The organism is Curtobacterium sp. MCBD17_023 (genome assembly GCF_003224415.1).
In the GTDB taxonomy this organism is placed as follows: domain Bacteria; phylum Actinomycetota; class Actinomycetes; order Actinomycetales; family Microbacteriaceae; genus Curtobacterium.
Map to the genome: position 1 here is coordinate 1 of NZ_QKLJ01000015.1, position 25,071 is coordinate 25,071.

General features: G+C 71.7%; 29 protein-coding genes. 15 read left to right on the top strand and 14 right to left on the bottom strand.

The annotated features are described in order from the left end of the window. Positions 1-21: 21 nt before the first annotated feature. Positions 22-306: a hypothetical protein gene (locus DEI84_RS13175; protein WP_146236374.1), complete on the bottom strand. Its 285-nt coding sequence runs from the start codon at positions 304-306 to the stop codon at positions 22-24. Positions 307-319: 13 nt separating this feature from the next. Continuing rightward, a complete protein-coding gene (locus DEI84_RS13180; RefSeq protein WP_110891177.1) occupies positions 320-1,360 on the bottom strand; it encodes a hypothetical protein in 1,041 nt (346 codons plus the stop codon). A 211-nt stretch (positions 1,361-1,571) separates the two neighbouring features. On the opposite strand from DEI84_RS13180, the gene DEI84_RS13185 reads away from it, so the two are divergent. The 3 genes from DEI84_RS13185 (at position 1,572) to DEI84_RS13195 (ending at position 4,184) form a co-directional block, all read left to right on the top strand. After that, a complete protein-coding gene (locus DEI84_RS13185) occupies positions 1,572-2,564 on the top strand; it encodes an AraC family transcriptional regulator (protein ID WP_146236375.1) in 993 nt (330 codons plus the stop codon). A 219-nt stretch (positions 2,565-2,783) separates the two neighbouring features. Further along, complete coding sequence (locus tag DEI84_RS13190) at positions 2,784-3,596, top strand: helix-turn-helix transcriptional regulator (protein WP_110891179.1); 813 nt, start codon at positions 2,784-2,786, stop codon at positions 3,594-3,596. Between the two features lie 81 nt (positions 3,597-3,677). Continuing rightward, complete coding sequence (locus DEI84_RS13195) at positions 3,678-4,184, top strand: ATP-binding protein (RefSeq protein ID WP_110825643.1); 507 nt, start codon at positions 3,678-3,680, stop codon at positions 4,182-4,184. A 104-nt stretch (positions 4,185-4,288) separates the two neighbouring features. Here DEI84_RS13195 and msrA read toward each other — a convergent pair whose 3' ends face one another. Next, positions 4,289-4,810, bottom strand: coding sequence for a peptide-methionine (S)-S-oxide reductase MsrA (gene msrA / locus DEI84_RS13200; protein WP_110825642.1), 522 nt, complete (start codon positions 4,808-4,810; stop codon positions 4,289-4,291). Positions 4,811-4,968: 158 nt separating this feature from the next. On the opposite strand from msrA, the gene DEI84_RS13205 reads away from it, so the two are divergent. Beyond that, complete coding sequence (locus tag DEI84_RS13205) at positions 4,969-5,304, top strand: hypothetical protein (RefSeq protein WP_110891180.1); 336 nt, start codon at positions 4,969-4,971, stop codon at positions 5,302-5,304. A gap of 22 nt (positions 5,305-5,326) precedes the next feature. Here DEI84_RS13205 and DEI84_RS13210 read toward each other — a convergent pair whose 3' ends face one another. Then, positions 5,327-6,316: an AraC family transcriptional regulator gene (locus DEI84_RS13210; protein ID WP_146236376.1), complete on the bottom strand. Its 990-nt coding sequence runs from the start codon at positions 6,314-6,316 to the stop codon at positions 5,327-5,329. Between the two features lie 199 nt (positions 6,317-6,515). Here DEI84_RS13210 and DEI84_RS13215 point away from each other — a divergent pair, with 199 nt between their 5' ends. Continuing rightward, entirely contained in the window at positions 6,516-8,243 is a 1,728-nt protein-coding gene (locus DEI84_RS13215; RefSeq protein ID WP_110891181.1) for an AMP-binding protein, read from the top strand. 25 nt (positions 8,244-8,268) lie between these two features. Here DEI84_RS13215 and DEI84_RS13220 read toward each other — a convergent pair whose 3' ends face one another. Further along, positions 8,269-8,778: a MarR family winged helix-turn-helix transcriptional regulator gene (locus DEI84_RS13220; RefSeq protein ID WP_110891182.1), complete on the bottom strand. Its 510-nt coding sequence runs from the start codon at positions 8,776-8,778 to the stop codon at positions 8,269-8,271. An 85-nt stretch (positions 8,779-8,863) separates the two neighbouring features. Here DEI84_RS13220 and DEI84_RS13225 point away from each other — a divergent pair, with 85 nt between their 5' ends. From DEI84_RS13225 to DEI84_RS13240, 5 genes are all read left to right on the top strand, one after another. Beyond that, positions 8,864-9,988, top strand: coding sequence for an LLM class flavin-dependent oxidoreductase (locus DEI84_RS13225; RefSeq protein ID WP_110891183.1), 1,125 nt, complete (start codon positions 8,864-8,866; stop codon positions 9,986-9,988). Then, positions 9,985-10,701, top strand: a complete 717-nt coding sequence (locus DEI84_RS13230; RefSeq protein ID WP_110891184.1) for an NADPH-dependent F420 reductase — start codon at positions 9,985-9,987, stop codon at positions 10,699-10,701. Before DEI84_RS13225 ends, DEI84_RS13230 begins: the two co-directional genes overlap by 4 nt. 35 nt (positions 10,702-10,736) lie before the next feature. Continuing rightward, a complete protein-coding gene (locus DEI84_RS15760; protein WP_181420462.1) occupies positions 10,737-10,904 on the top strand; it encodes a hypothetical protein in 168 nt (55 codons plus the stop codon). 3 nt (positions 10,905-10,907) lie between these two features. Then, positions 10,908-11,639, top strand: a complete 732-nt coding sequence (locus DEI84_RS13235; RefSeq protein ID WP_110891185.1) for an OBAP family protein — start codon at positions 10,908-10,910, stop codon at positions 11,637-11,639. A gap of 134 nt (positions 11,640-11,773) precedes the next feature. Further along, positions 11,774-12,232: a BLUF domain-containing protein gene (locus DEI84_RS13240; RefSeq protein ID WP_110891186.1), complete on the top strand. Its 459-nt coding sequence runs from the start codon at positions 11,774-11,776 to the stop codon at positions 12,230-12,232. Positions 12,233-12,306: 74 nt separating this feature from the next. Here the strand turns inward: DEI84_RS13240 and DEI84_RS13245 are convergent, their stop codons facing one another. Further along, positions 12,307-12,606 (bottom strand): Dabb family protein, encoded by a 300-nt coding sequence (locus tag DEI84_RS13245; RefSeq protein WP_110891227.1) that lies wholly within the window; start codon positions 12,604-12,606, stop codon positions 12,307-12,309. A gap of 157 nt (positions 12,607-12,763) precedes the next feature. On the opposite strand from DEI84_RS13245, the gene DEI84_RS13250 reads away from it, so the two are divergent. Continuing rightward, a complete protein-coding gene (locus tag DEI84_RS13250) occupies positions 12,764-13,120 on the top strand; it encodes a VOC family protein (protein WP_110891187.1) in 357 nt (118 codons plus the stop codon). 81 nt (positions 13,121-13,201) lie between these two features. Here DEI84_RS13250 and DEI84_RS13255 read toward each other — a convergent pair whose 3' ends face one another. Beyond that, positions 13,202-13,666 carry a DUF4383 domain-containing protein gene (locus DEI84_RS13255; RefSeq protein ID WP_110825632.1) on the bottom strand — a complete coding sequence of 155 codons (465 nt, stop codon included), beginning with the start codon at positions 13,664-13,666 and terminating at the stop codon, positions 13,202-13,204. A 116-nt stretch (positions 13,667-13,782) separates the two neighbouring features. After that, complete coding sequence (locus DEI84_RS13260; protein ID WP_110825631.1) at positions 13,783-14,103, bottom strand: metal-sensitive transcriptional regulator; 321 nt, start codon at positions 14,101-14,103, stop codon at positions 13,783-13,785. Between the two features lie 89 nt (positions 14,104-14,192). Here DEI84_RS13260 and DEI84_RS13265 point away from each other — a divergent pair, with 89 nt between their 5' ends. From DEI84_RS13265 to DEI84_RS13275, 3 genes are read left to right on the top strand one after another with little or no spacing between them, the layout of a single operon-like run. Beyond that, entirely contained in the window at positions 14,193-14,420 is a 228-nt protein-coding gene (locus DEI84_RS13265) for a heavy-metal-associated domain-containing protein (protein ID WP_110891188.1), read from the top strand. Next, positions 14,420-16,639: a cation-translocating P-type ATPase gene (locus DEI84_RS13270; protein ID WP_110891189.1), complete on the top strand. Its 2,220-nt coding sequence runs from the start codon at positions 14,420-14,422 to the stop codon at positions 16,637-16,639. Before DEI84_RS13265 ends, DEI84_RS13270 begins: the two co-directional genes overlap by 1 nt. Continuing rightward, entirely contained in the window at positions 16,636-17,091 is a 456-nt protein-coding gene (locus DEI84_RS13275; RefSeq protein WP_110891190.1) for a DUF4396 domain-containing protein, read from the top strand. The genes DEI84_RS13270 and DEI84_RS13275 overlap by 4 nt, the downstream gene beginning before the upstream one ends. 107 nt (positions 17,092-17,198) lie before the next feature. Here the strand turns inward: DEI84_RS13275 and DEI84_RS15765 are convergent, their stop codons facing one another. The 3 genes from DEI84_RS15765 to glgX are packed head-to-tail and all read right to left on the bottom strand — an operon-like array spanning position 17,199 to position 20,353. Next, a complete protein-coding gene (locus tag DEI84_RS15765) occupies positions 17,199-17,372 on the bottom strand; it encodes a hypothetical protein (RefSeq protein WP_181419503.1) in 174 nt (57 codons plus the stop codon). Positions 17,373-17,411: 39 nt separating this feature from the next. Beyond that, positions 17,412-18,299 (bottom strand): SDR family oxidoreductase, encoded by an 888-nt coding sequence (locus DEI84_RS13280; RefSeq protein WP_110891191.1) that lies wholly within the window; start codon positions 18,297-18,299, stop codon positions 17,412-17,414. Between the two features lie 35 nt (positions 18,300-18,334). Next, the gene (gene glgX, locus DEI84_RS13285) at positions 18,335-20,353 is read right to left on the bottom strand and encodes a glycogen debranching protein GlgX (RefSeq protein ID WP_110891192.1); all 2,019 of its coding nucleotides are present in this window, start codon (positions 20,351-20,353) and stop codon (positions 18,335-18,337) included. Positions 20,354-20,490: 137 nt separating this feature from the next. Here glgX and DEI84_RS15510 point away from each other — a divergent pair, with 137 nt between their 5' ends. Next, positions 20,491-21,498 carry an AraC family transcriptional regulator gene (locus DEI84_RS15510; RefSeq protein WP_220032899.1) on the top strand — a complete coding sequence of 336 codons (1,008 nt, stop codon included), beginning with the start codon at positions 20,491-20,493 and terminating at the stop codon, positions 21,496-21,498. An 83-nt stretch (positions 21,499-21,581) separates the two neighbouring features. Here DEI84_RS15510 and DEI84_RS13295 read toward each other — a convergent pair whose 3' ends face one another. Genes DEI84_RS13295 through DEI84_RS13305 form a run of 3 tightly spaced genes read right to left on the bottom strand, consistent with a single transcriptional unit; the run spans position 21,582 to position 25,067 of the window. After that, positions 21,582-22,355, bottom strand: coding sequence for a copper homeostasis protein CutC (locus DEI84_RS13295; protein ID WP_110891193.1), 774 nt, complete (start codon positions 22,353-22,355; stop codon positions 21,582-21,584). Further along, positions 22,352-23,890 carry a M81 family metallopeptidase gene (locus DEI84_RS13300; RefSeq protein ID WP_110891194.1) on the bottom strand — a complete coding sequence of 513 codons (1,539 nt, stop codon included), beginning with the start codon at positions 23,888-23,890 and terminating at the stop codon, positions 22,352-22,354. Before DEI84_RS13300 ends, DEI84_RS13295 begins: the two co-directional genes overlap by 4 nt. Further along, the gene (locus tag DEI84_RS13305) at positions 23,883-25,067 is read right to left on the bottom strand and encodes an ROK family transcriptional regulator (RefSeq protein ID WP_110891195.1); all 1,185 of its coding nucleotides are present in this window, start codon (positions 25,065-25,067) and stop codon (positions 23,883-23,885) included. Before DEI84_RS13305 ends, DEI84_RS13300 begins: the two co-directional genes overlap by 8 nt. Positions 25,068-25,071 lie beyond the last annotated feature (4 nt).

Below are 25,071 nucleotides of genomic sequence, written 5' to 3' on the forward strand. Positions count from 1 at the left end.
AGATGTGTATAAGAGACAGGGTCAGGACTGGTCAGGGTCGGGGTCGGGGTGGGTGCGGCCGAGACGTTCTGGCGCCCAGGTGAGGATGAACCGCATGATCCGGTCCGCTTCCGCCATCGCCGGATCCGACGGGTCCTGGACGTCAGGGTCGACGTTGCTGAGGCGGAACCACGGCGCCTGGTCGGCGTGGTCGATGAGGACGACTGAGGGCGTGTTGTTGGGGCGGGTGGGGTTGGTGAACATGACGGAGCCGAAGAAGCGGGTGTCATCGAACGCCAACGTCATGGACAGCAGCTGCAACATCATCGGCGTCCCCTCGTCAACTTCCACTGGGGTGCCAGCGGAGGTCGTGGGCGAGGTCGGCTTGGAAGTGCAGCAGCTGCCGCAACGCGTTCACCGCGTCCGTGTTCACGACCACCCAGCTGTCTTCGTAGATGACGTGCGCGGTGATGAACTCATTCGTGCAGCACCCGTGATTGGTCGCGGTCAGGATGGTGGTGTCCTGCGGGATGACGACCGCCACGGTGGCGCTATCCGCTGATGCGGGCTCGTAGCCGAGCGCGTGCATGTCGGGATGCTTGGCGAAGAACGCGGTCAGCCGGTTCGGCGGGACCAGGACGCCGGACTGCTGCACGGCCCAACGGTCCGACATCACCCCACCGAATCCGACGAGCTCCTCTGCTTGCGCGTCGATGGTGTCGTCGCGGTGCCAGCAGGTCCGCACTCCGCCGGGGCCCGGGTAGGCGGCGAGAGCCCAGTCGATGAGCGAGGGCCGGTCCCTCGCTTCCCACCCCAACGGCGTGTGAAACACATGATTGCCAAGGGTGGGCATGGCTGCACGGACGTCGTCCGCCGGGATGCCGATGTATTCGGCGACGGCATGCGTGCCGCCACCGTGCAAGGCGATCGTGCGGGCGATAGCGAACACGTGACGCCAGCGCGGCGTCGCGCCTCGTTGCGTTGACGTTCCGTGCACTTGCCGGCCGTTCGCCCAGACGCGTTGCCGCTTCCCGTTCACGACCACCAGGTCCGGATACCGGCGCACCAGTGACAGGACTCCGCCCTCCGATCCACCGGGCAGGAGGATCACATCGTCGCGTCGGCCGTCCCCAGTTCCGTCATGAACGGTGGCCGTGGGGTCCGGCGTTGCGAGGAACGCAGTACGGCCGTCCTCGAACCGGAGCCGGTCAAACGCTTCCACCTGGGCGGGCATACCGGCAGCGGCGAGAGCGGTCAGCGTCTGGGTGATGTCGATCGTCCAACCGAGGCCGAACGGCAACGACAGGATCCTCTGCTGCTGCCGGATGTCCTGCACCCACTTCCGGTCAGACATCAGCAGGGCCAGCCGCTTCCACACCACGACCCATCGAACGGAGTTCCAGTAACACGTTCATCACCTGGGTCGCCGCTTCCACCAGGGGGTCCGTCGGATTGGTCAAGGGTGCCCCGTTGAAGAGACTGAACGTCCACCTGTCGTCGGAGACTCGAACGGTGACGTGTCGTTGCAGGATGGGACTGCTGCAGGTTTGGTTGACTCGTTGGTTCAGGCCGCGAGTGCGACGTGTGGGGCGATGATCGTCTCGTACCACGCCACCATGTACCGGAACGCGTCGCAGCTCCTCCAGGCCGAGATGGGGCGCCTCGCCGCGGTGTCGCTCCTCGAGCTCTACCCGCAGGCGACCGTGGACCTGCCTGCGGAACTGCTGCTCCCGCAGAACGCCCGGATCCGGCACGTCGCGGAGTACGTCCACGAGCACGCCCACCTGCCGATCACCAGCACCGACCTCGCAGTCCTCGCCAACCTGAGCCTCCGCGCGCTCCAGGTCGCGTTCAACCGGGTCCTGGGGATGTTCCCGAACCCCTACATCCGTCAGGTGCGTCTCGACCGCGTCCGCTCGGAACTGCTCGCTGCTGACCCTGCCGCAACGAACGTCTCGGACGTCGCCCGGTTCTGGGGGTTCGCGCACGCGGGCGGCTTCTCAGCCGCTTACGCCGGCGTTTCGGCGAGTACCCCCGCGAGCCGCTGCACCGCTGACACCGCTGACACCGCTGACGCCGCTGACGCCGCTGACGCCGCTGTGCCGGACAGCACCGGCGAGACGTCGGACGCGGAGGACGGCGAAGAGATGAGCGACCCGCACACGCCGGTCGGCGAGCAGGACACACGAGAGGTGGAGATGGGCGAGCACGACGCTGGCACGCCGACGAGTCGACCGGAGCCTGTCCGCGCCGCGGCAGCAGGATCCCACCCGGACAGGGCGATGGCGACACTGCCGGGGCTCTACGACGGGAGGCGGTGGTACAGCCGTGCCACCGACTCGCCCTATTCGTACCGGTACGTCGCTGCGGGGGACGAGGCGCTGACGCTGCGCCGGTCGCAGATGTCCGGTTTCATCCGGGTGAGATCCCGCCCGGCGACGACTACGTCGTGCAGTGAATCGACGCCGGCTCCTCCGTCGTCGACCTGGGCGGCGACGACATCCCCCAGCAGCTACACCAGCCACTGTTGTTCCCTCCAGACCGGGAGTTCGTGTTCACGTTCACGGACTACGACCAACGCCTGATGCCCCTCGACCGCGACCTCGTCCGCGAGGTCGCGGCGGAACGGTACGAGCTCACCGGTGGGGAGTTGCGGTTCGAGCACACGCGGCCGCCGACAGACGAGTCGGTGCTCCGGTGGCGGCAGAGCGTGGCCGGTGCATCGCGAGCACTCGGAGCGTCCGCGGCGGGGTCCCTGCTCTGGCACGAGGCGACCCGGGGAGGTCGCCACAGCGTTCCTGGGCATGTACCGGCCGCAGACCGACGAACTCAGGGCGGCGCTGCTGCAGCCCGGGCACGCCCGGGTCCGTCGCACCGCCGAGCACGTCCACGACCACGCGCACGAACCCCTCACGGTGGGCGACATCGCCGCCGCCGCCGGCCTGAGCGTCCGAGGTCTGCAGGAGGCCTTCCAACGCCATGTCGGGCGCAGCCCGATCGTGTACCTCCGCGAGGTCCGGTTGCAGCACGTGCGCGATGAGCTCCTCCGCGGTGAGCCGGGCGCGATCGCCGTCAGCGACGTAGCGCGACGGTGGGGCTTCACCCACCTGGGCCGCTTCGCCAGCGTGTACGCGCAGCAGTTCGGCGAGTACCCGAGCGCGACTCTCCGCCGGCGGAACGAGCCCCGAGACGGAGGACGACGCCGGGCAGCTGGAAGCACCGAGCCCGTGCACGTCGTGACGCATACCATCGGACCGAGTCAGCCACCGGTCCGCGTCGCGGACCGGGCGAACACCTGGCTGAACAGGATCGTCGCCATGAAGTACGTCCTGTACGGGTTCTGGTCCGTGATGACCGGTGACGCCGCTGCGGTCGTCCTCCTCGAGTACGCGGCGGCGCTCAACCAGGCCGGCCTCACCGATGTCGTCGCCGCTCCCGCGTTCGACGTGAGCGGGACGCCCGTCACGGCTCAGATGCTCCTGGCTCCCGCCGTGCCCCTCATGGTGATGCCCGCCCCCGAGGACCTGCTCGAGCCCGACGACCGCACCTTCGTCAGGGACCTCCGTGCTCGGACGCGAGCGGCACTCGCCGGCCACGATCCGCATCGGCACCCCTGAGCGCACCCCGGTGCCGAGCGACCGGTGGTCGTGCTGCGATCCCACTGCCCCAGACGCCCGTCGAGATGTGAGGATGTGCGCATGGTGACTGACGGCACGGCTGACGGTTCGGCGATCTCCGGCCCGGCATGGGAGCGCACCGTGCTGCTCGTCGTGCCGCCGAACGACGTGGACGAGGTGCACGACTCGGTGGACGACCTCTGGCACCGCAACGCCGACCTCGGCCCGGGTGAGCGGATGCGGTTCGAGACCGCGCTGCTCGAACTCGCGGGGAACGTCATCGAGCATGCCGAGGGGAACGAACGGCTGGTGTGCCAGCTGACGCTGCGGCGGACGTCGACCACGCTCGAGGCGGTGCTCAGCGACAGCGGCGCCGAGGTGCAGGTGCCGTTCCGCACGGAGATGCCGGACCCCGAGGAGATGGCCGAGTCCGGCCGCGGGATCGCGATGATCGAGCTCCTGATGGACGACTTCTCCTACGAGCGGGACCCCGAGGGCAACCGATGGCGCCTCGTGATGGGACTCCCGGAGTCGCTCCAGCGCGAACACGACGTCGCGGAGGACACCGGCGGCGACGCCCCGCGCTGACGCGCCTGGTCGCCGGGCCGACGGCGACGACCCGACGACGGACGGGAGGCCCGGTACCAGCTGGTACCGGGCCTCCCGTCCGTGGGCTGTGACGGCGCGACCGGTCAGGCCGTGGCGGCCGCCTCGCTGCGCTTCGGCAGGACCCAGCCCGGGCGCACGAAGTGGCACGTGTACCCGTTCGGGATCTTCTCGAGGTAGTCCTGGTGCTCCTCCTCGGCCTCCCAGAAGGGGCCGGCGGGGGTGACCTCGGTGACGACCTTGCCCGGCCACAGACCGGAGGCGTCGACGTCGGCGATGGTGTCGAGGGCGACGTCGCGCTGCTCGTCCGAGGTGAAGAAGACGGCGGAGCGGTAGCTCATGCCGACGTCGTTGCCCTGGCGGTTCTTCGTCGACGGGTCGTGGATCTGGAAGAAGAACTCGAGGAGCTCACGGTAGGAGATCACCGACGGGTCGAAGACGATCTCGACCGCCTCGGCGTGCGTGCCGTGGTTGCGGTAGGTGGCGTTCGGCACGTCGCCGCCCGAGTAGCCGACGCGGGTGCTGAGGACTCCCGGTCGGCGGCGGAGGAGCTGCTGCGCTCCCCAGAAACACCCGCCGGCGAGGATCGCGGTCTCGGTGGTGGTCATCGGTACCTCCGTGGTTCGTGACGCTGGCTGCGACAGTACCCGGTGCAACAGAGGGACGGCTCCGTCTGTTCCATCCGAGCGGATGCCGCGTCGGCCGGGCGGTTGCGTCTCGTGGAGGACCTGAGCCCCGCCGCACGCGTCGCGCGTTGACTGGGCGGATGAAGGACATCCAGTACGCAGGTCGGGCGATCCGGACGAGCGACGACGCAGCCGACGCCGTCATCCACTACGCGGCGGTGCTCGGGGCGAACCGGAAGACCGACACCCTGGACGTCCCGACGGTCGACGAGCAGGGACTGCCGGTCGTCGAGACCCTGCTGATCGGTCCGTCGAGCCAGATCACCCTGAGCCCGGCACCCGACGACGGACGGGGTGTCGACGTCGACGACTCCGCGTTCGTGGAGCACGTGCACCGGTTGGCGGACATCGCCGGGCCGGTGCGCCCGGTCCACGAGGACCCGGACGTCCGCCCGGAGGACTACTACTTCGACTGACCGCGCCCCGTCCGGACCGACGTCAGCGGCGCAGCGTGTTCCGCGGGTACTCGCCGTAGGCGTTCCGGTACGCGGCGGAGAAGCGACCGAGGTGCGCGAACCCCCACCGTCGGGCGATCGTCTGCACGGCAGCGGTGGTCGGGTCGGCCTGCAGCAGCTCGCGGCGGACCTGCTCGAGGCGCACCTGCAGCAGGTACTGCATGGGCGTCACCCCCAGGTGGCGCTGGAACGCCTCCTGGGTCGCCCGGACGCTGAGGCCGGCGGCACCGGCGACGTCCGAGACGCTCATCGGCTCGGCGACGTGCTCGTGGACGTACTCGACGGCGGCGCGGAGGCGTGCGCGTCGGGGCAGGAGCACGGCCGGCGGCAACGTGGTCACGGTCGGCGGGTACATCCGGAGGAACGCACCTGCGGTCCCGCGGACGAGGGTGTGCCAGAGGAGGGAGTCGACGCCGCCCGTCCGCAGCTCGCGGGAGAGCAGCGCCAGGCTGTTCTTCCACTGCGCCACGGCGGCCGGGTCGAGGGTGCGCAGGTGGTCGAGGCCGAGGTCCGCGACCTGCCCGGTGTGGAACTGCTCGTCAGCGACCTCGTGCACGACCCGTCGGGACAGGTGCACGACGCGCTGGTCGTAGTCCTGGTACTCGAACACGAAGTCCCGACAGGTCGGGAAGAGCATCGGCACGTCACCGGTCATCGGCACGCGGTCCTGCAGGACGTCGGGGACGCCCTGCCCCGCGGTGAGCCACTGGACGATGTACTCGTCGGACGCCGGGATGGCTCCGCGGAGGAACCCGGAGACCTGCGCCCGACGGAGCGTCAGGTCGGCGTCGCCGACCGCGGTGTAGCGGTAGCGGAAGGGCTGCTCGGTCGCTCGGGCGGACCACTGCCGCCCGGCGTAGAACCCGCTGAGGTCGAGGACTGCTGCGTCGGGTGCATGCCCCATGGCCTCGATGCGGACGGTGCTGCGAGGGGCGGTGCCCGTCAGGCCGGGCCGTTCGTCGATCAGTGTCATCGTCGGTCCGATCCTCTCGCTCATGGTGTCGTGCTGGCCCGGGCGGCCCCGCATCGGAAGCGAGCAGCACACGTTCGGTGCCTCCATGAGCACGTTACGGACCGGGAATCATCCCCGCGAGGGGTTGATCGCTTCTCCATGCTGTGGTAGTTGGGCGTCGGCCGTGCGCGGACCCACCTCGATGGGGCAAGGTCGGTACATGCGCACCGAACCCGCCGCCGCCCTCCGCGCCGCCCGAGACGCCCTCATCGCCGCCCGCACCGACAGCGCTGCGGCGCGCGAGACGTTCCGGTGGCCGGACGTCGGTGCCACGTTCAACTGGGCGATCGACTGGTTCGACGTCATCGCGGCGGGCAACGACCGGGACGCCCTGGTCATCGTCGAGGAGGACGGGCGCGAGTCGCACACCACCTACGCGGAGATGTCCGCCCGTTCCGACCGGCTCGCGGCCCGGTTCCACGACCTCGGCGTCGCGAAGGGCGACCACGTGCTGCTCATGCTCGACAACCAGCTGGAGCTCTGGGAGTCGATGCTCGCCGTCATGAAGGTCGGCGCCGTGATCCTCCCGACGTCGACGATGCTCGGCGCCGCGGACCTGCAGGACCGCATCGACCGCGGCCAGGTCGCGCACGTCGTCACCACGCTGCGCGAGACGCCGAAGTACGCGGACCTGACGGGGGGCTTCACCCGCATCGTGGTCGGCGGCACCGTGGACGGCTGGACGACGTACCCGAGCGACCTCGGCGAACCCGCACCCGTGGGGGAGTGGAGGCCCGAGGTGGTGACCGCGGCCACGGACCCGTGCCTGGTGTACTTCACCTCCGGGACCACGGACAAGCCGAAGATGGTCGTGCACACGCAGACGTCCTACCCCGTGGGGCACCTGACGACCATGTACTGGATCGGGCTCGAGCCCGGCGACGTCCACCTGGCGATCAGTTCGCCGGGATGGGGCAAGCACGCGTGGAGCTGCTTCTTCGCGCCGTGGATCGCCGAGGCCACGGTGTTCGTGTACAACCAGGAGCGCTTCGACCCGGTGGGCCTGCTGCACCAGCTCGAGCAGGCCCAGGTCACGTCCTTCTGCGCCCCGCCGACCGTGTGGCGCCTGCTCATCCAGGCCGACCTCGGCAGTCGGCCGACCGCCCTCCGCGAGGTCGTCTCGGCCGGCGAGCCCCTCAACCCCGAGGTCATCCGGCTCGTCGAGGAGTCCTGGGGCCGCACGATCCGCGACGGCTACGGCCAGACCGAGACCACCGCGATCGTCGGCAACGCCCCGGGCGACACCGTGCGGCCCGGCGCGATGGGCCACGGGCTGCCCGGGGTCGCGATCACGCTCCTCGACCCGGTCACGGGCGAACCCGGCGCCAGCGAGGGCGAGGTCTGCCTCGACCTGACGACGACGCCGGTGAACCTCATGGCCGGGTACCTCGGCGCGCCCGAGCGGACCGACGACGCGCTCCGCGGCGGCTTCTTCCACACCGGCGACGTCGCCACCCGGCACGAGGACGGTTCGCTGACGTTCGTCGGCCGCACCGACGACGTGTTCAAGTCCTCGGACTACAAGGTTTCGCCGTTCGAGGTGGAGAGCGCGCTGCTCCAGCACCCCGCGGTCGCCGAGTCCGCGGTCGTCCCGGCGCCGCACGAGGAACGCCTGACCGTGGTGAAGGCGTACGTCACGCTCGCGTCCGGGTGGGAGCCCACCGCCGAGACCGCGCGGGACATCCTGGCGCACGCCCGCTCCGCGATGCCGGCCTGGCAGCGCGTCCGACGGGTGGAGTTCGGTGCGCTGCCGAAGACCGTGTCGGGCAAGATCCGCCGCGTCGAACTGCGCGCCCGCGAACAGGAGGCGTTCGGCGGCCCGCAGCTCGAGGGGGAGTGGCGCGACGAGCAGTTCCCGGGCCTCCGCACCGGGCGTCGCGACGCCTGACCCGCGGCGAGTGTGACCGGACGGATCAGGTCCGGTCGGCCCGGCCTCGGTCCGGGAGGCCCGCGGCCTGGTGGCGGCGGAGGGCCCCGGACACGACGCGGACCGCGGCGAGCTCCTCGGGCGTGAAGGCGTCGACGAAGACCTGTCGGACCGCGCGGAGGTGGGCGGCCGAGGAGCTCCGGTAGAGCCGGGCGCCCTCGGCGCTCAGGGTCACGGCCGTGCCGCGGGCGTCCGGTCCGAACCGGTCGCGCGTGACGAGGCCGCGTTCCTCCATCCGCCGGAGGTGGTGGGAGAGCCGGCTGCGTTCCCACCCGACCTCGTCGGCGAGCTCCGCGGACCGGCGTGTGCGCTCCGGCGCCTCGCTCAGCGCGAGCATCACGCGGTAGTCGCCGTCGGAGATCCCGGACGCGGACTGGAGCGCCGCGGCGAGCGCACGCCGGACGGCGTCCGACGTCTCGACGTAGTCGCGCCAGGTCGCCAGTTCGTCGACGGTCGGCGATCGCCGGCCCCGCGTCTGCTGTCCGTCGTCACCCATGCGGCCTCCTCTTGACTCCTCGACGGTAGCGGCACATGATTGACGCGTCAATCACTTGGTTGAAGCGACAACGAAATGAGGCACCATGCCCGACATCACCTTCGGCCTCGACACGTTCGGCGACGTCCCGACGGACGACGACGGCGCGTTCGTCAGCCACGCCCGGTCGATCCGGCAGCTCGTCGACGAGGCCGTCATCGCCGACGAACTCGGCGTCGACGTCTTCACGGTCGGGGAGCACCACCGGCCCGAGTACTCCGTGTCCTCCCCCGAGACCGTGCTCGCCGGTCTCGCCACGGTGACGAAGCGCATCCGCCTCGGGTCGGGCGTCACGGTCCTGTCCTCCGACGACCCCGTCCGCGTGTTCCAACGCTTCGCGACGGTCGACGCGCTGTCCCGTGGTCGGGCCGAGGTGATCCTCGGCCGCGGGTCCTTCACCGAGTCCTTCCCGTTGTTCGGCCACGACCTGGCCGACTACGAGGTCCTGTTCGAGGAAAAAATCGAGTTGTTCGCGCAGCTCCTGCGCGAGGAGCCCGTCACCTGGAGCGGGACGACCCGCGCGCCGCTCGTCGACGCCGACGTCTTCCCGAAGACCGAGCACGGCCTGCGCACGTGGGTCGGCGTCGGCGGGTCCCCGCAGTCGGTCGTGCGGACCGCGCAGTACGGGTTCCCGCTCATGCTCGCGATCATCGGCGGGCAGCCCGAGCGCTTCGCGCCGTACCTCGACCTGTACCGCCGGGCCGCCGAGCAGTTCGGCACGACGGCGTACCCGGTCGGCATGCACTCGCCCGGCTTCGTCGCCGACACGGACGAGGAGGCCACGGAGCTGTTCTGGCCGCACTACCGGGTCGTCCGCGACCGGATCGGCGCCCTGCGCGGGTGGCCGCCGGTGACCCGCGCCGAGTTCGACCGCGAGGTCGCCACCGGCTCGATGTACATCGGCTCGCCGGAGACCGTCGCGCAGCGGATCGCCCACGCCGTCGACACGATGGGCGTCGGCCGCTTCGACATGATCTACACCTCCGGCGGCCAGTCGATGCGGGCCCGCACCCGAGCCGTCGAGCTGTACGGCGGCGTCGTCGTCCCCCGGGTGCGCGAACTGCTCGCCGACCGCGGCGACACCGACCACGGCGACACCGCCCGCGGCGACACCGACCGCGGCGACACCGCCCGGACCGAGGACACCGATCGCCAGGAGGCCGCAGCATGACCGGCACGGACACCACCGGTACCTCCCCGTTCCGGACCGTCGCGGTCCTCGGCGCCGGGAAGCTCGGGACGGTCCTCGGTCGCCTGCTCGTCGGCACCGGCCACCGCGTCCTCGTCGCGGGCTCGGGCGACCCGGACCGCATCCGCCTGATCCTGTCCGTCGTGGCGCCCGGGACCGAGGCGGTCCGCGCCGCCGACGCCGTCGAACAGGCCGACGTCGTCGTGCTCGCCCTGCCGCTCGGACGCCTCGACTCGGTCCCGGCGGAGCGGCTCCGCGGCAAGGTCGTCATCGACGCGATGAACCACTGGTGGGAGGTCGACGGGCACCGACCCGACCTCGAGGACGGCCGCGTGTCGACGAGTGCGCTCGTGCAGCAGCACCTGCCGGGAGCCACGGTCGTCAAGGCCTTCAACCACATGGGGTACCACGACCTCGACGCCGGCGCACGTCCGGCGGGCGACCCCGAGCGGAAGGCGATCGCCGTCGCGGGCGACGACGAGGCGGCCGTGGCGGCCGTCGCGGCGCTCGTCGACGAGCTCGGCTTCGACGCCGTCGCGGCGGGCTCGCTCAGCGACAGCGTGGCGCTCGAACCGCACGCCGAGGCCTTCGGGGCGAACGTCCCGGCTCCGGAACTCGTGGCGCTCATCGAGCGGTTCCCGACCACGGACCGGGGGCGGGCCGTCGCGGCCGCGCGGGCGGGCCTCCCGGCCTGAGCCGGCGAGGACGGCCACCGCGTACGGTCGCGTCCATGAGCGACACGACGAACGGAACCGGCCCGGACGACATCTCCGACGCGGAGGCCCGGCACACCGAGGAGCTGCCCGACGGCTCCGCCTCGGGGAACGCCACGCAGGACCCGCAGCAGGACAGTGACGTGGACTCCGGCGGGGAGCCGGCCGAGCCCGAGGAGGGCTGACCCGTGCCGCGGAATCCCGCGGTCCCGGCCCGTGCCACCGGCGTCACCCCACCGGGCGCGGACCGGGGCTTCCGCCTGGCCCTGCTCGACCGTGGCGCCGACCTGCTGCAGCCGACGGACCCGCTCAAGGGGTTCGACGTCTACGTCGTCGGGTTCCACTGCGTCAAGGGCGAGCCCGACGTGCAGATGGAGGCCCACCACTACTGCAAGGTTGTGAACGCCGACATGCTGCAGTGCGTGCTGTTCGACGGCAACACCGCGGACGCGAACCTGATCGGCGTCGAGTACATCGTCTCCGAGCGGCTGTTCGACGGGCTGCCCGAGGACGAGAAGCCGTCGTGGCACCCGCACAACCACGAGGTCTTCTCCGGCGAGCTCGTCGCCCCGGGGCTGCCGATCGCGGTCGAGACCGAGCTGATGGGGCACCTCGTCAACTCGTACGGCAAGACCTGGCACACCTGGCACAGCGCCCCGATGGGCGGGCACGAGGCGGACCCGCTGCCCGTCGGCGACCCGATGCTCATGTGGTCGTTCAACCGCGAGGGCGAGGTGCAGTCCGCGCTGCAGGACGACCGGAACACCGCGATGCACACCGACCCCGGGCCGCGGAAGGCCTCGCGGGCGAAGCACCTCGACCGGGCGCACCCGCAGCGTGGCGTCGGCACGATGCGCGACGACTTCACCGGCACGACCCCGACCCCGGGCGTCGTGGACGCGGAGGACGGCCGACCCTGACGCCGGCGCCGGCCCGACCGTCCCTGAGCGGACAGCGGGACGGTCCTCCCAGCCGTGCCGGAGTTCGCTGGCATCCGGTTCCTCGCCCGTCCACCACGGGTGTGCCGGGCCGGTCGACCGGAAGCGGTGCCCAGATGCTGTCGTTGATCTACTCGAGCGTCGCGACGGACGTGTTCGACGACGATGCCCTCGCGGACCTGCTCACGCAGAGCCGGGACGCGAACGAGCGGAACGACGTCACCGGCATGCTGCTGTTCCGGAACGGCTACTTCCTGCAGCTGCTCGAGGGTCCCGACGCCGCCGTCCGCGGCAAGATGGCGACGATCAAGACCGACCCGCGGCACACGAAGGTCACCATGCTGGTCGAGGAGCTCATCGAGGAGCGACAGTTCCCCGGGTGGACGATGGCGTTCGCGCCGACGTCCGAGGCCGACCTCGACGACGTGCCCGGGTACCGTTCGACCTTCGAGGACGTCGAGGCCGTCTCGACCGAGTCGCCTGCGCCGGGCACCGGCCCGTCGGTGGCCTCGCCGGCGCTCCGCGAGCTCATCCGCTGGTTCGAGGCACGACCGGACCGCTTCCGAACCGCCTGACCGTTCCGAACCGCCTGACCGGGCGTGCGCCGGACGGGAGGCCCGTGGCGAGCGTGCCACGGGCCTCCCGTCCGTCAGGCAGCCACGTCGAACACGACCACTCGCGCGTCGTGCGCGCCGATGTGGTCGGCGACCGGCTGGTGCGCCGGGTGCGGCAGGTAGGCGTCCCGCGCAGCGGCGTCCCGGAACCTGACGACGAGCATCCAGTCGAAGCCGCCCTCGAGCCCCTCGGGGCTGACGCTCGGGCCGGTCTCGACGGACACCACGCCGTCGATGCCGGGCAGGTGCTCGTGTGCGAGCGCCGTCGCCCGTTCCGGCACGGCAGTGTCCTCCGTGTCCCACTCCACCAGCACGACGTGCACGATCTCGGTCATCGGCGACCCCTCCTCCACTGCACCACCGGCCGTCCGACGGTGTCCGGACCGAGCCTGCGCCGCGGGGCCTGGACGTACCCCGGAGCGCCGCCGGACTGGGTGTCCTCGACACGGCGCGGCCTACCGTCCAGGGCACACCACGACGAGAGGAAACACCATGGCAAGTGGAGTCGCAGCAGTCTGGGTCCCGGTCAGCGACATGGCGCGCGCGGTCGCGTTCTACCGTGACACCCTCGGTCTCACCGTGCAGGACCAGTCGGAGGACTGGAGCGAGATCGACGCCGGTGGGCTCATGATCGGCCTCAACGGGCGCGAGTCGGCCGGCGGGTCGAGTTCCGGTGGCGCGGTCGTGTCGTTCCAGCCCGACGGCAGCATCGAGGACGAGGTCGCCGCGCTGCGGAGCCGCGGCGCGGACATCCAGGGCGAGATCAGCGAGCACCCGTGGGGCAAGATCATCCCGTTCAAGGACAGCGAGGGCAACGACCTGCAGCTGTACACGCCGCCGCAGGGCTGAGCGGCCGCGGACACGACAGAGCCCCCGGGGTGACCCGGGGGCTCTGTCGATGCTTCTGGTGGGGTGCGTCCGACGCTGGGGTCAGCGGGCGGTGCGGGCCCCGGAGCGCGGGAGGACGATGCCGAGGATGATCATCGCGACGGCGAGGATCAGGTGCAGCACGTTGTCGGCGCTGTTCAGCGGCACGAAGTTCGCGGCGCTGGACATGCCGGCGGTGAAGAGGCCGTAGATGAAGAGCACGGCGTAGATGATGCCGCCGACGAGCAGGTACTGGCGCGAGAAGCCGAACGAGCGCGCGGCGATCAGGCCGACGATGCCGAACAGCAGGTGGACGATGTTGTGCAGGACGGACACCTGGAACAGGCCCAGGAGCTGCGCGTTCGAGTCGTTGCCGGCGGCCATCATGCTGCCCATGTCCATGGTCAGGCCGGGGATGAAGCCGGCGATGCCGACGATGAGGAAGACGACGCCGAAGACCAGCGCGCCCTTCTGCGTGAGCGTCCGGCCGTAGCCGTGGTCGGTGCGGGTCGATGCGTTGGTGGTCATGAAGGAACCTTTCGTCAGGAGTCGACGCGGTCGGTTGCCATGCGCCTCGCAGGACATTCGGAGTGGACCAGCAGTCGGTTTGGTGGGAGAACCCAGCAGTACACGGAAAGTGGTCGTCATGACCGGAGGAGGCGCTTGATGGCCAGGGTCGCCTCCTGGATCTTCTCCTCCGCAGCCGGTCCGCCCTGGGCGACCGCGTCCGTGACGCAGTGGCGCAGGTGGTCCTCGAGCAGGCCCATCGACACCGCCTGCAGTGCCTTCGTCATCGCGGACACCTGCGTGAGGATGTCGATGCAGTACTCCTCGCCCTCGACCATCCGCTGGAGTCCGCGCGCCTGGCCCTCGATCCGCCGCAGCCGCGTGAGGTAGTCGTCCTTCGCGGAGATGTAGCCGTGGTGCTGGTGCTCGGTCGTGTCGGATGCGGTGGGTTCGGGCATCGGGAACAGATCCTCGTCGTCGGCGTTACGGTAGTGGTACCCCCCTAGGGTATCCGCCCGATCCGGGGTGCACGACGAGGAGGACCGCCATGACCGACCAGCAGACCGTCACCTACGGCATCGACGGCATGACCTGCGACCACTGCGTGATGAGCGTCGACGAGGCGTTCCGCGAGCTCCCCGGGGTCACCGACGTCCGGGTCGACCTGGTGGCCGGCGGCCGGTCCACCGCCACCGTGACGAGCACCGGACCCCTCGACCACGACGCCGTCGACGCCGCGATCGACGAGGCGGGCTACACCCTGGTCGCGCGCTGATGGCGGGCACGACCACGGGCACCCCGGTCGAGCTCGCGATCGAGGGCATGACCTGTGCCTCGTGTGCGAACCGCATCGAGCGGAAGCTCAACAGGATGCCGGGTGTCTCGGCCACCGTGAACTACGCCACCGAGACGGCCACGGTCTCGCTGCCGGACGGCACCGCGGTCGACGACGCCATCACGACGGTCGAGCAGGCCGGGTACGGCGCGCGGCTGCCGGAGCCCGAGCAGCCGGACGGCGACGCGCTCGCTCCGCTCCGGCGTCGCCTGGTCGTCTCCATCGCGCTCGCGGTCCCCGTCGTCGCGCTGTCGATGGTGCCCGCGCTGCAGTTCCCCTGGTGGCAGTGGGTCGCACTCGTGCTCGCCGCCCCGGTCGCGACCTGGGGTGCCTGGCCGTTCCACCGTGCGGCTGCGCTGAACGCCCGGCACGGTTCGGCGACGATGGACACGCTCGTCAGCCTCGGCGTCGTCGCCGCCGGGCTCTGGTCCGTCTGGGCGCTGGTGTTCGGCGGCGCCGGTGGACCCGACATGCACATGGCCTTCGCGTTCACGGCGCCCCGGGGTGCCGCCCCGGAGCCGTACCTCGAGGTCGCCGCCGCCGTGACGGTGTTCCTGCTCGCCGGCCGGTACGCCGAGGGCCGCGCGAAGACCCGGTCCAGCGCGGCGCTCCGTGCGCTCCTGGCACTCGGCGCGAGCACCGCACGGGTGCTCCGCGACGGCCGGGAGGTCGAGGTGCCGGTCGGGTCGCTCCGTGTCGGCGACCGGTTCGTCGTCCGCCCAGGGGAGCGCATCGCCACCGACGGCACCGTCGTCGCGGGCACGAGCGCCGTCGACACGAGCGTCATGACCGGGGAGAGCGTCCCCGTCGAGGTCGGACCCGGTGCCCCCGTCACCGGCGCGACCGTGAACGTCGGCGGCATGCTCACCGTGCAGACCGTCCGCGTCGGTGCGGACACCGAGCTCGCGCGGATCGGCAAGCTCGTGACCGAGGCGCAGACCGGCAAGGCCGACGTCCAACGGCTCGCCGACCGCGTCTCCGGCGTGTTCGTCCCCGTCGTGCTCGGGCTCGCCGCGCTCACCCTCGTCGGTTGGCTGCTGCTCACCGGCGACGTCGAGGCTGCCCTGACCGCCGCGGTCGCCACACTCGTCATCGCCTGCCCCTGCGCGCTCGGCCTCGCGACGCCGACCGCGCTCCTCGTCGGCACCGGTCGCGGCTCGCAGCTCGGCGTCCTCATCCGCGGCCCGCAGGTCCTCGAGGCCACGCGGCGGATCGACACCGTGCTGCTCGACAAGACCGGGACCGTCACCACCGGCACCATGCGGGTCACCGAGGTGTTGCCGGCCGACGGCGAGGACCCCGACGCGGTCCTCCGCGCCGGGGCCGCCGCCGAGTCCGGGTCCGAGCACCCCATCGCCCGGGCCCTGGTCGCCGCGGTCCCCGACGTGGGCAGGCCGGAGGCGTTCACGTCCACCGCGGGTCTGGGCGTGCAGGCCGTCGTCGACGGCGTCCTCGTGCTCGTCGGGCGGCCGACCTGGCTGCGTGACGCGTGGTCCGTCCCGATGCCCGGCGCGCTCGCCACCGCGGCCGCCGATGCCGAGCGGTCCGGTCGGACGTCGGTCGCCGTCGCCTGGGACGGTCGGGTCCGCGGCCTCGTCGTCGTCGCCGACACGGTCGCGCCCGGTGCCGCCGAAGCCGTCGGGCACCTGCACGCCCTCGGTCTCGAGACCATGCTCCTCACCGGTGACGCCGACGGGGTCGCCCGGAGCGTCGCCGCACAGGTCGGCATCACCCGCGTCACCGCCGGCGTCCGACCGGAGGACAAGTACCGCATCGTCACCGAGCTGCAGGCCGCGGGCCGGACGGTCGCCATGGTCGGCGACGGGGTGAACGACGCGGCGGCGCTCGCCGCTGCCGACCTCGGCATCGCCATGGGCACCGGGACCGACGCCGCGGTCGAGGCCGCGGACATCACCCTCGTGCGCGCCGACCTCCGGGCAGCGGTCGACGCCGTCCGGCTCGCCCGCCGGACCCTCCGGACGATCCGCACGAACCTGTTCTGGGCCTTCGCCTACAACGTCGCCGCGATCCCGCTCGCGATGGCCGGCCTGATGAACCCCGTCATCGCGGGAGCCGCCATGGCACTGTCATCGGTCTTCGTGCTGACGAACAGCCTGCGCCTCCGCCGCTTCCGGTCCGTCGACGGGAGCGCACGGTGAGCGGGCACGCGCACGGCACGACCACGTGGTCCACGGCCGCCCAGGCGACGCTGCACTGCCTGACCGGGTGTGCGATCGGCGAGGTCCTCGGCATGGTGATCGGCAGCGCGACCGGTCTGCACAACGCCGGCACGGTGGTGCTGTCGATCGTGCTGGCCTTCGTCTTCGGGTACGCGCTCACCATGCGCGGTGTGCTCCGGTCCGGGCTGTCGCTCGGCGCGGCGCTCCGGGTGGCGCTCGCCGCGGACACGGTGTCCATCGCCGTCATGGAGGTCGTCGACAACACCGTGGTCGTCGCGATCCCGGGGGCGCTCGACGCGGGGCTCGACCAGTGGCTGTTCTGGGGCGCCCTGGCGCTGTCGCTCGCGATCGCCTTCGTGGTCACGACGCCGGTGAACCGGGCGCTGATGCGCCGCGGGCTCGGGCACGCGAAGGTGCACGCGCACCACTGAGCGGTGGACGTCGCCGACGCGACGGACCACGGAACGGACGGGAGGCCCGGTACCAGCTGGTACCGGGCCTCCCGTCCGTCGTCTGGTCGGCGCGTGCGCCGCGTCGCTCAGGCCTCGGAGTCACCCTCGGCGGCGTCGTCCTCTTCGGGGTTGAAGTGCGATGCGTCGCCCACGAACCCGGCCGCGAGGCCCTCGGGCTCGTTGGGGACCGTACCGTCGTCGCCCAGGCCGTCCGCCTTCGGCGTGCCCTCGGGGTCGTGCGCCGTGCTGTCGTTGCTCATCGTGTGCTCCTTCGCAGTGCTGGCCGGGTGCGACGACCGTCAGAAGGCGGGGGTGCCGCCGGCGATCGTGATCGTCGACCCGGACTGGTAGCTCGATTCTGGACTGACGAGGTGGACGTACGCCGCACCGAGCTCGGCCGGCTGACCCGGTCGGCCGAAGGGCGACTGCTGCCCGAAGGTCGAGACGGTCTCGGCGTCGTCGGAGCCCGGCTGCAGCGGGGTCCACACCGGACCGGGCGCGACCGAGTTGACCCGGATGCCCTTCGGTGCGAGCTGCTGGGCGACGGCCTCGGTGAAGAGCTTGATCGCGCCCTTCGACACCGCGTAGTCGATCTTGTCCGGCGACGGGGTCGATGCCTGGATCGAGCCCGTCGTGACGATCGTCGAGCCGGGCTCGAGGTGCGGCACGGCGGCCTTCGTCAGCCAGAACAGCGAGTAGATGTTCGTCTTGAAGGTCGAGTCGAACATCGACGTCTCGAGGGTGAGGATGTCGTCGTTGCTGTCCATCCGGCCCGCGACCATCACGAGCGTGTCGAGGCCGCCGAGCTCGTCGACGCCCTTCTGCACGAGGTCGATGCAGTACTGCTCGTCGGAGATGTCACCCGGGAACAGCACGGCCTTGCGGCCCTCGCCCTCGAGCAGGTCACGGACCTCCTCGGCGTCCTCCTGCTCGTCCGGCAGGTAGGACAGGACGAGGTCGGCGCCCTCGCGGGACAGCGCGATCGCGGCGGCGCGGCCGATGCCGGAGTCCGCCCCGGTCACGATGCCGCGGAAGCCCTCGAGCCGGCCCTTGCCGACGTAGCTCTCCTCGCCGTGGTCCGGCTTCGGGTCCATCTTCGACGCGGCCCCCGGCAGCGACTGCTCCTGCTTCGGGAACGGCGGCACCGGGTAGAGGGTGGTCGGGTCCTTCTTCTCGTACTGGCTCATGGGGGCCACTGTCCTCTCGGTCGTCTGACGGGGCTCTAGTGCAGTGCGGTGAACGAGGCGTCGCGGACGAGCAGGGTCGTCGCGTCGCCGTCCACGGCCTGGTCGGGGTCGCTCGACAGCCCGAGGGTCCAGGTGCCGCCACCCGGACGTTCCGGCAGCGTGAACTCGACGGTCGTCTCCGAGGCGTTCAGCAGCACCGCGACCGAGTCGTCGCCCTCGCTGAGGACGAGGATCACGGCACGGTTGCCGCCGTCGGTCCAGTCACCCTCCTCGAAGTCGTTCGCGTCGGCGCGGAGCACCTGCACGGTCGAGGGGGAGATGCCGGGAGCCGTGCGGTACCACTGCGGGCGCAGGGCGACGTGCTCCTTGCGGAACGCGATCGCGGCGGTGGTGAAGGCGAGCAGGTCCTGGTCCGCGGCCGACCAGTCGAACCACGAGATCTCGTCGTCCTGGCAGTACGCGTTGTTGTTGCCGCCCTGCGAGCGGGCGATCTCGTCACCGCCCAGGATCATCGGCACGCCGGCCGAGAGCAGCAGGGTGCCGAGGAAGTTCCGGCGCTGGCGGTTGCGGTAGTCGTTCACGCTCTCGTCGTCGGTGGGGCCCTCGATGCCGCCGTTGAAGGAGGTGTTGTTGCTCTCGCCGTCGTTGTTGTCCTCGCCGTTCGCCTCGTTGTGCTTCTCGGCGTACATGGTCAGGTCGGCCAACGTGAAGCCGTCGTGTGCGGTGACGAAGTCCACCGAGCAGAGCGGCGAGCGGCGCGACCCCTCGTACACGTCTGGGCTGCCGAGGACGCGCTGCACGGCGTCGCCGAGCGTGCCCTCGTCGCCGCGCCAGTAGCCGCGCAGGTCGTCGCGGTACTTCCCGTTCCACTCGGACCAGTCGGCCGGGAACCCGCCGACCTGGTAGCCCGCCGTGTCCCACGGCTCGGCGATCATCTTCACCTCGCGCAGGACCGGGTCCTGGTGGATGATGTCGAGGAACGCGGAGTGCTTCTCGGCCGCGCCGTCCTGGCGGGTGAGCGTCGTCGCGAGGTCGAACCGGAAGCCGTCGACGTGCATCTCCTCGACCCAGTACCGGAGCGAGTCGGTGATGAGCTGCAGCGCGGACGGGTGCGACACGTTGAGGCTGTTGCCCGTGCCGGTGGTGTCGAAGTAGTTCGCCTCGTCGCCCTCGACCAGGCGGTAGTACGACTGGTTGTCGATGCCCTTGAAGGACAGCGTCGGGCCCATGTGGTTGCCCTCGGCGGTGTGGTTGTAGACGACGTCGAGGATGACCTCGAGGCCCGCGGCGTGCAGGGCCTTCACCATCTCCTTGAACTCCGCGACCTGCTGGCCGGCGGTGCCGGAGGCGGCGTACTCGTTGTGCGGGGCGAAGAAGCCGATGCTGTTGTAGCCCCAGTAGTTCCGGAGGCCCTTGTCCTGCAGGGTGGAGTCCTGCACGAACTGGTGGATCGGCAGCAGTTCGACGGCGGTGACACCGAGGTCGGTCAGGTGCTTGATCGCGGCCGGGTGCGCGAGGCCCGCGTACGTGCCGCGGATCTCCTCGGGCACGTCGGGGTGCTGCTTCGTGAAGCCCTTGACGTGCACCTCGTAGACGATCGTGTCCGCGAACGGGGTGTCGAGGCGGGTGTCGCCCTCCCAGTCGAACGAGCGGTCGGCCACGACGGAGCGGGGCATGGCGGCGGCGGAGTCGGACTCGTCGATCTGGTCCGGCTCGTTCATGTCGTGGCCGAACAGCTCCTGGCCCCAGGCGTAGTCGCCGTCGATCGCCGTGGCGTACGGATCGAGGAGGAGCTTGGCCGGGTTGTGGCGCAGGCCGTTCGCCGGGTCCCAGGGGCCGTGCACGCGGAAGCCGTACTTCGTCCCGACGGTCACGTCCGGCACGACGTCGTGGAAGGTGTAGCCGGTGCGGTTCGTCAGCTCGGTCCGGTGCTCGGTGCCGTCGTCGTCGAAGCGGCAGAACTCGACGCGTTCGGCGGTGCTGGAGAAGACGGCGACGTTGGCGCCGCCCTCGACGAGGGTGACGCCGAGCGGGTTCCGTGTGGAAGAGGTCATGATCCGTTCTACCGGTCGCCGACTGAGCCCGCCGCCGATCCGCGTACCCCGGGCCCGGGCGTACCGCCCCGTGGCGACGGGCCTGGTCCGGCTCGGGGCCGCTCGCGATCGGTGCACGGGCATGGGAAGATCAGATAGTGACCCATCTCCACCCGGTACCGGGGAGCCCTGACGGGTTCCGTGCCGTGCGCCTCGAGGGCACCAGTGCGACCCGCCCCGCGGTCCTCGACGACGCCTACGGCACCGGTGCCGGGATCGGTGACGAGCGGTCCGCCTTCCGGTACACCGGTGCGGGTGACGCCGACCTCACGCTGAGCGGCTCCGCGGTCGAGGGCCGGCGCTCCGGCACGATGGAGCCGCGACCGACGCACATCCTGTTCTGGATCGGCGACGGCACCGCGACGATCACGGACGAGGACGGCACCCGTGACGTGGTCCGGCCCGGCCGACCGTTCCTCCTCGCCGCCACCGTCCGCTACCGGTTCGAGGCCGCGACGAGCCGCGTCTCGATGATGCACCTGTCCGACCGGCTGCTCCGGGCGGCGCTCACCGCGGAGGGCACGCAGGTCGTCGGGCCGCTGCGGTTCCGCCGGACCACCGCGGACGCCGACCTGGCGGAGCTCCGGACCGTGCTGCAGTCCCTCGGGCGGACGATCACCGACCCGGACGTGGCCGGCAGGCAGCGGGCGGAGTTGAACGCCCGGGTCGCCCGGGTCGTCATCGGCACCTTCCCGGTCGACGTACCGGCGACCACGAGCAGCGAACGCCTGCGGGACGCCCTGACGTACATCCAGGAGCACGCGCACACCGTGGTCACGCTGGCGGACATCGCCGCCGCCGCGGGGATGAGCGCACGCGGACTCCAGCAGTCCTTCAACCGGTCGGTGGGCGTCTCCCCGCTCTCGCACCTGCGGAACGTCCGGCTCGACGCCGTGCACGACGAACTCGTGCGCTCGGAGCCGCTCACGGCGTCGGTCGCCGAGGTCGCACGGCGGTGGGGGTTCGCGCACCTGGGCCGGTTCTCCGGCGCGTACCGCGACCGCTTCGGCGAGCTGCCGAGTGCGTCCCTGCGTGCCGACCGCGGCGGCAGCGCGGACACCGACGGGGTGGTCGGTACCGGCACCGGCACCGGCGCCGGCTCCTGAACCGGCTCCTGGCTGCACCGGAGGCCGGGCGCGGTTCGTGTCGACCGGTCCCGGTCAGGGCACGCCGCCCGTCGCCAGCCCGGTCAGGACCGGTACGCGTCCACCGCCGCCCGCGCTGCCCGGACGACCTCGGCGTCGGTCTCGAAGTGCCCGGTCCCGGTGTCCCCGGCGCCCATCGGGACGCCGCCGTGCGCGGTGTCGGCGAGGCGCTTGGCGGACAGGTGCACCGCCGCCGCCCCCGTGCCGAGCAGGACCGGGACGTCAGCGGGTGTGACCCCGGCACCCGCCATCACCTGCACGTCCCCCGCCACGGCGACCATCCGCGTGATGGTGTCCGCGCCGACGAGTGCGGTCGCGGCGCCGCCCGAGGTGAGGACACGCGCGAAGCCGAGGTCGCCGAGGCACGCAGCCGCGGCCACGGGGTCGGCCGCGTGGTCGATCGCCCGGTGCAGGGTGACCTCCGCACCGGGCACTTCCGACCGGGCGACGTCGATGAACCGGGCGAGCGCGTCCGTGTCGAGCGTCCGGTCCCGACGGAGCGCGCCGACGACGACCCCGGCGGCACCGGAGCGGAGGACGGCGACGAGCTCCCGCGCCATGAGGTCGACCTCGTCGGGGTCGTGCACGAACCCGCCCGGGCGGCAGCGCACCAGGACGTGCACCGGCGGTCCGACGGCGACGGCGGCCTCGACGAGCCCCTGCGAGGGCGTCAAGCCGCCGAGCTCGAGCGCGCTGCACAGCTCGACCCGGTCGGCTCCGGCAGCGCGCGCGATCGTGGCGCCGGTCGGTGAGGTGACGGCGATCTCGAGTGTCGGCGGCCTGGTCGGCGCCGGGGCCCGGCGGTCGTCGGTGCTCACGCGTGCACGAGCGGTCGGTCCGACGCGGGGATGATCCGGGCGTGCAGGTCCGGCGGCTCCGGGAACGTCCGGTCGAAGGGGAACACCGGCCGTTCGATCCGGTGGTGGCCCAGGCGTTCCAGGTCCTGGTCGACCCCACCGGGCGTGAGCGCGAGCATCCAGTCCGCGGCCATGTCGTACAGCTCGGGTTCGAGGTAGCCGATCTTCACGACGACCAGGTCGGCGCTCCGCGGGTCGAGGTCCAGGTCGGTGAAGTCGTGCTCGTGGTGGTACGGCTTCCGCAGCTCGGTGAGGACGGCGAAGACGCTGCCGACCTGCAGCACGACCTCGGTCCGGGCGTCCCGGTCGCCGTGCTTGACCGCGTGCACCCGTCCGGTCATCGTGAGCGGCCCGGCGTGCAGGTCGTCGACCTCGGCGCCGGCGGTCACGGTGACGGTCGCCCCGACGCCGGCCTCGACGCAGGCGGCGACCGCGGCGGGGCCGGGGACGCTGGCGTAGAGGACGACCGGGCCGTCGGCGCTCCGGAACTCCTCGCGGGCGAGCAGCTGCGTCAGCCCCCACGTCATGTCGCCCGAGCCGCCGGCGGTCGGGTTGTCGCCGGAGTCGGACACGAAGTACGGACGTGCGACACCGGGGGCGAGGGCGGCGGCCAGGCACTCGTCGAACGTCCCGGTCGGGGCGACGAAGGCGAAGTCCTCGCGGGCGTCCCAGAACGCCCGCGCCAGACGCTCGGCACCGGCGGTGACGGCGGCCTCGTCCCACCCGGTGACGACGGTGACGGCACGGTTCCGCGGCTGGTCCGCCCAGGCGTACCCGACCCAGATCGCTGCGTCGAGCACGCCGTCGGTCGCCTCGACGTCGGCCACCTGCGCGTAGACGGACGCCGCGGGCTCGATCCGGGTGGAGGTCTTCTCGCCCGGCAGCAGGACCGGGACCGGGATCCACGCCTTCACCGGGCGTCGAGCTCCGGCCGGGCGGGTGGTGAGCACGTCGACCAGGTTGCGGACAGCGCGCTCCTTCGTCTCGAGGGCGTCCTCGTGCGGGGCCATCCGGTAGCAGGTGATGAGGTCGCACTGGTGGGCGAGCTCCCGCGAGACGTTGCCGTGCAGGTCCATCGACGCGGAGACGACGACGTCCGGCCCGACGACGGCGCGGATGCGCTCGAGCAGTGTCGCCTCGGCGTCGTCGAGCCCCTCGACCACCATCGCGCCGTGGATGTCGAACCACAGGCCGTCGATCGCGGTCTCGGCGGCGATCGTGGAGAGTCGGTCGGTGATCTCGGTGCTGAGCTCCTCGAAGGACTCGCGGAGGACCACGCCACCGGGCAGCGCGTGCCCGATCAGTGCACCACGGAAGTCGGCCCGCTCGGACAGTGGCGCGAGGAAGTCGTAGCGCGCGACCACCTCGTCGCCGCGGTCCGGGTGGAAGGCGGCCGCCGGTGTGCGGGTGGGCGTGAACGTCGACGTCTCGATGGCCAGGCCGGCGATGGCGATGACCGGACGACGGGCGCCGGGGGTGGTTCCGGTGTCAGACACGGGTGCTCCTGTTCCTGGTGGTGCGCAGCGGGACGGGGGTGGACAGCTCCTCGAGCGACGCCGCCAGGCCGCGCTGCAGGGCGAACTGGCCGGCGCCGACGAGCCCGGCGTCGGCCCCGAGCGAGGCGCGCTCGATGACGAGGTGCTGTGTGACGAGCGGGTGGCAGCTCTCGTACAGCTGGCTCCGCACGGCGGCGACGAAGGGGTCGAGGGTGGAGAGGATGCCGCCGAGGGAGACGGCGTCCGGGTTGAAGAAGTTCACGTTCGCGGCGAGGACCTCGCCGAGGTACCGGCCCGCGAGACGGACGGCACGGGTCGTCTCCGGGTGTGCCTCGGACGCCAGGCGGACGACGTCCTGGGTGGTCGTGACGTCGGCCCCGGCCTCGCGGAGGATCCGCACGAGCGCGGCCCCGGATGCGACCGTCTCGAGGCACCCGGTGTTGCCGCACGAGCACGGGGTGTCACCGGCGGCGTCGATCCGCACGTGGGTGATGTCCCCGGCGGCACCGGTCGAGCCGCGGTACAGGTGCCCGTCGATGATGATCCCGGCACCGATCGCCGAGCCGGCCTTCACCGTGATCGCCTGGCGACGGGTGGCCGGCTGCACGGTCTGCTCGCCCGCGGCCATGCAGTTCGCGTCGTTGTCGATCGCGGCGGGTACCCCGAAGTGCTCGGTGAGCCACGCGGCGACGGGGAACCCGTTCCACCCCGGCATCCGGCTCGGCAGGTCGACGACCCCCGCCTCGACGTCGACGGGACCCGGGAGGCTCAACCCGACCCCGCGCAGGCCGTCGCGTCCGCGCGCCGCCACCAGGTCGTCGAGGAGCGCCGCGAGCGCTGCCAGGCCGGCGGACGGACCGTCGGCGAGGGCGAACGGGACGGTCGAGACGGACTCGAGCGCGCCTCCCGGCAGGACGATGCCGATCCGGACGTGCCCGCCACCGACGTCCGCGGCGACCGCGTACTCGTCCGTCCCGCCGATCCGGAGGACCTTGCGCGGGCGGCCGCCCGTGGAGACGTCGGTGCCCTCCTCGGCGAGGATGCCGTGCCCGAGGAGCTGACCGACCACGTGGGACACGGTCGACGGAGCGGCGCCGAGGAGTTGCGCGATCTCGGTGCGACTCGACGCCTGCCCGCTGGCGATGAGTTCGAGGACGCGGGAGCTGAGGTCCGGCACGACT

Coding starts and splice junctions, on each gene's coding strand:
- DEI84_RS13175 (WP_146236374.1), bottom strand. CDS start 306: ATGATGTTGCAGCTGCTGTCCATGACGTTGGCGTTCGATGACACCCGC.
- DEI84_RS13185 (WP_146236375.1), top strand. CDS start 1,572: ATGATCGTCTCGTACCACGCCACCATGTACCGGAACGCGTCGCAGCTC.
- DEI84_RS13190 (WP_110891179.1), top strand. CDS start 2,784: ATGTACCGGCCGCAGACCGACGAACTCAGGGCGGCGCTGCTGCAGCCC.
- DEI84_RS13195 (WP_110825643.1), top strand. CDS start 3,678: ATGGTGACTGACGGCACGGCTGACGGTTCGGCGATCTCCGGCCCGGCA.
- msrA (WP_110825642.1), bottom strand. CDS start 4,810: ATGACCACCACCGAGACCGCGATCCTCGCCGGCGGGTGTTTCTGGGGA.
- DEI84_RS13205 (WP_110891180.1), top strand. CDS start 4,969: ATGAAGGACATCCAGTACGCAGGTCGGGCGATCCGGACGAGCGACGAC.
- DEI84_RS13210 (WP_146236376.1), bottom strand. CDS start 6,316: ATGACACTGATCGACGAACGGCCCGGCCTGACGGGCACCGCCCCTCGC.
- DEI84_RS13215 (WP_110891181.1), top strand. CDS start 6,516: ATGCGCACCGAACCCGCCGCCGCCCTCCGCGCCGCCCGAGACGCCCTC.
- DEI84_RS13220 (WP_110891182.1), bottom strand. CDS start 8,778: ATGGGTGACGACGGACAGCAGACGCGGGGCCGGCGATCGCCGACCGTC.
- DEI84_RS13225 (WP_110891183.1), top strand. CDS start 8,864: ATGCCCGACATCACCTTCGGCCTCGACACGTTCGGCGACGTCCCGACG.
- DEI84_RS13230 (WP_110891184.1), top strand. CDS start 9,985: ATGACCGGCACGGACACCACCGGTACCTCCCCGTTCCGGACCGTCGCG.
- DEI84_RS15760 (WP_181420462.1), top strand. CDS start 10,737: ATGAGCGACACGACGAACGGAACCGGCCCGGACGACATCTCCGACGCG.
- DEI84_RS13240 (WP_110891186.1), top strand. CDS start 11,774: ATGCTGTCGTTGATCTACTCGAGCGTCGCGACGGACGTGTTCGACGAC.
- DEI84_RS13245 (WP_110891227.1), bottom strand. CDS start 12,606: ATGACCGAGATCGTGCACGTCGTGCTGGTGGAGTGGGACACGGAGGAC.
- DEI84_RS13250 (WP_110891187.1), top strand. CDS start 12,764: ATGGCAAGTGGAGTCGCAGCAGTCTGGGTCCCGGTCAGCGACATGGCG.
- DEI84_RS13255 (WP_110825632.1), bottom strand. CDS start 13,666: ATGACCACCAACGCATCGACCCGCACCGACCACGGCTACGGCCGGACG.
- DEI84_RS13260 (WP_110825631.1), bottom strand. CDS start 14,103: ATGCCCGAACCCACCGCATCCGACACGACCGAGCACCAGCACCACGGC.
- DEI84_RS13265 (WP_110891188.1), top strand. CDS start 14,193: ATGACCGACCAGCAGACCGTCACCTACGGCATCGACGGCATGACCTGC.
- DEI84_RS13270 (WP_110891189.1), top strand. CDS start 14,420: ATGGCGGGCACGACCACGGGCACCCCGGTCGAGCTCGCGATCGAGGGC.
- DEI84_RS15765 (WP_181419503.1), bottom strand. CDS start 17,372: ATGAGCAACGACAGCACGGCGCACGACCCCGAGGGCACGCCGAAGGCG.
- DEI84_RS13280 (WP_110891191.1), bottom strand. CDS start 18,299: ATGAGCCAGTACGAGAAGAAGGACCCGACCACCCTCTACCCGGTGCCG.
- glgX (WP_110891192.1), bottom strand. CDS start 20,353: ATGACCTCTTCCACACGGAACCCGCTCGGCGTCACCCTCGTCGAGGGC.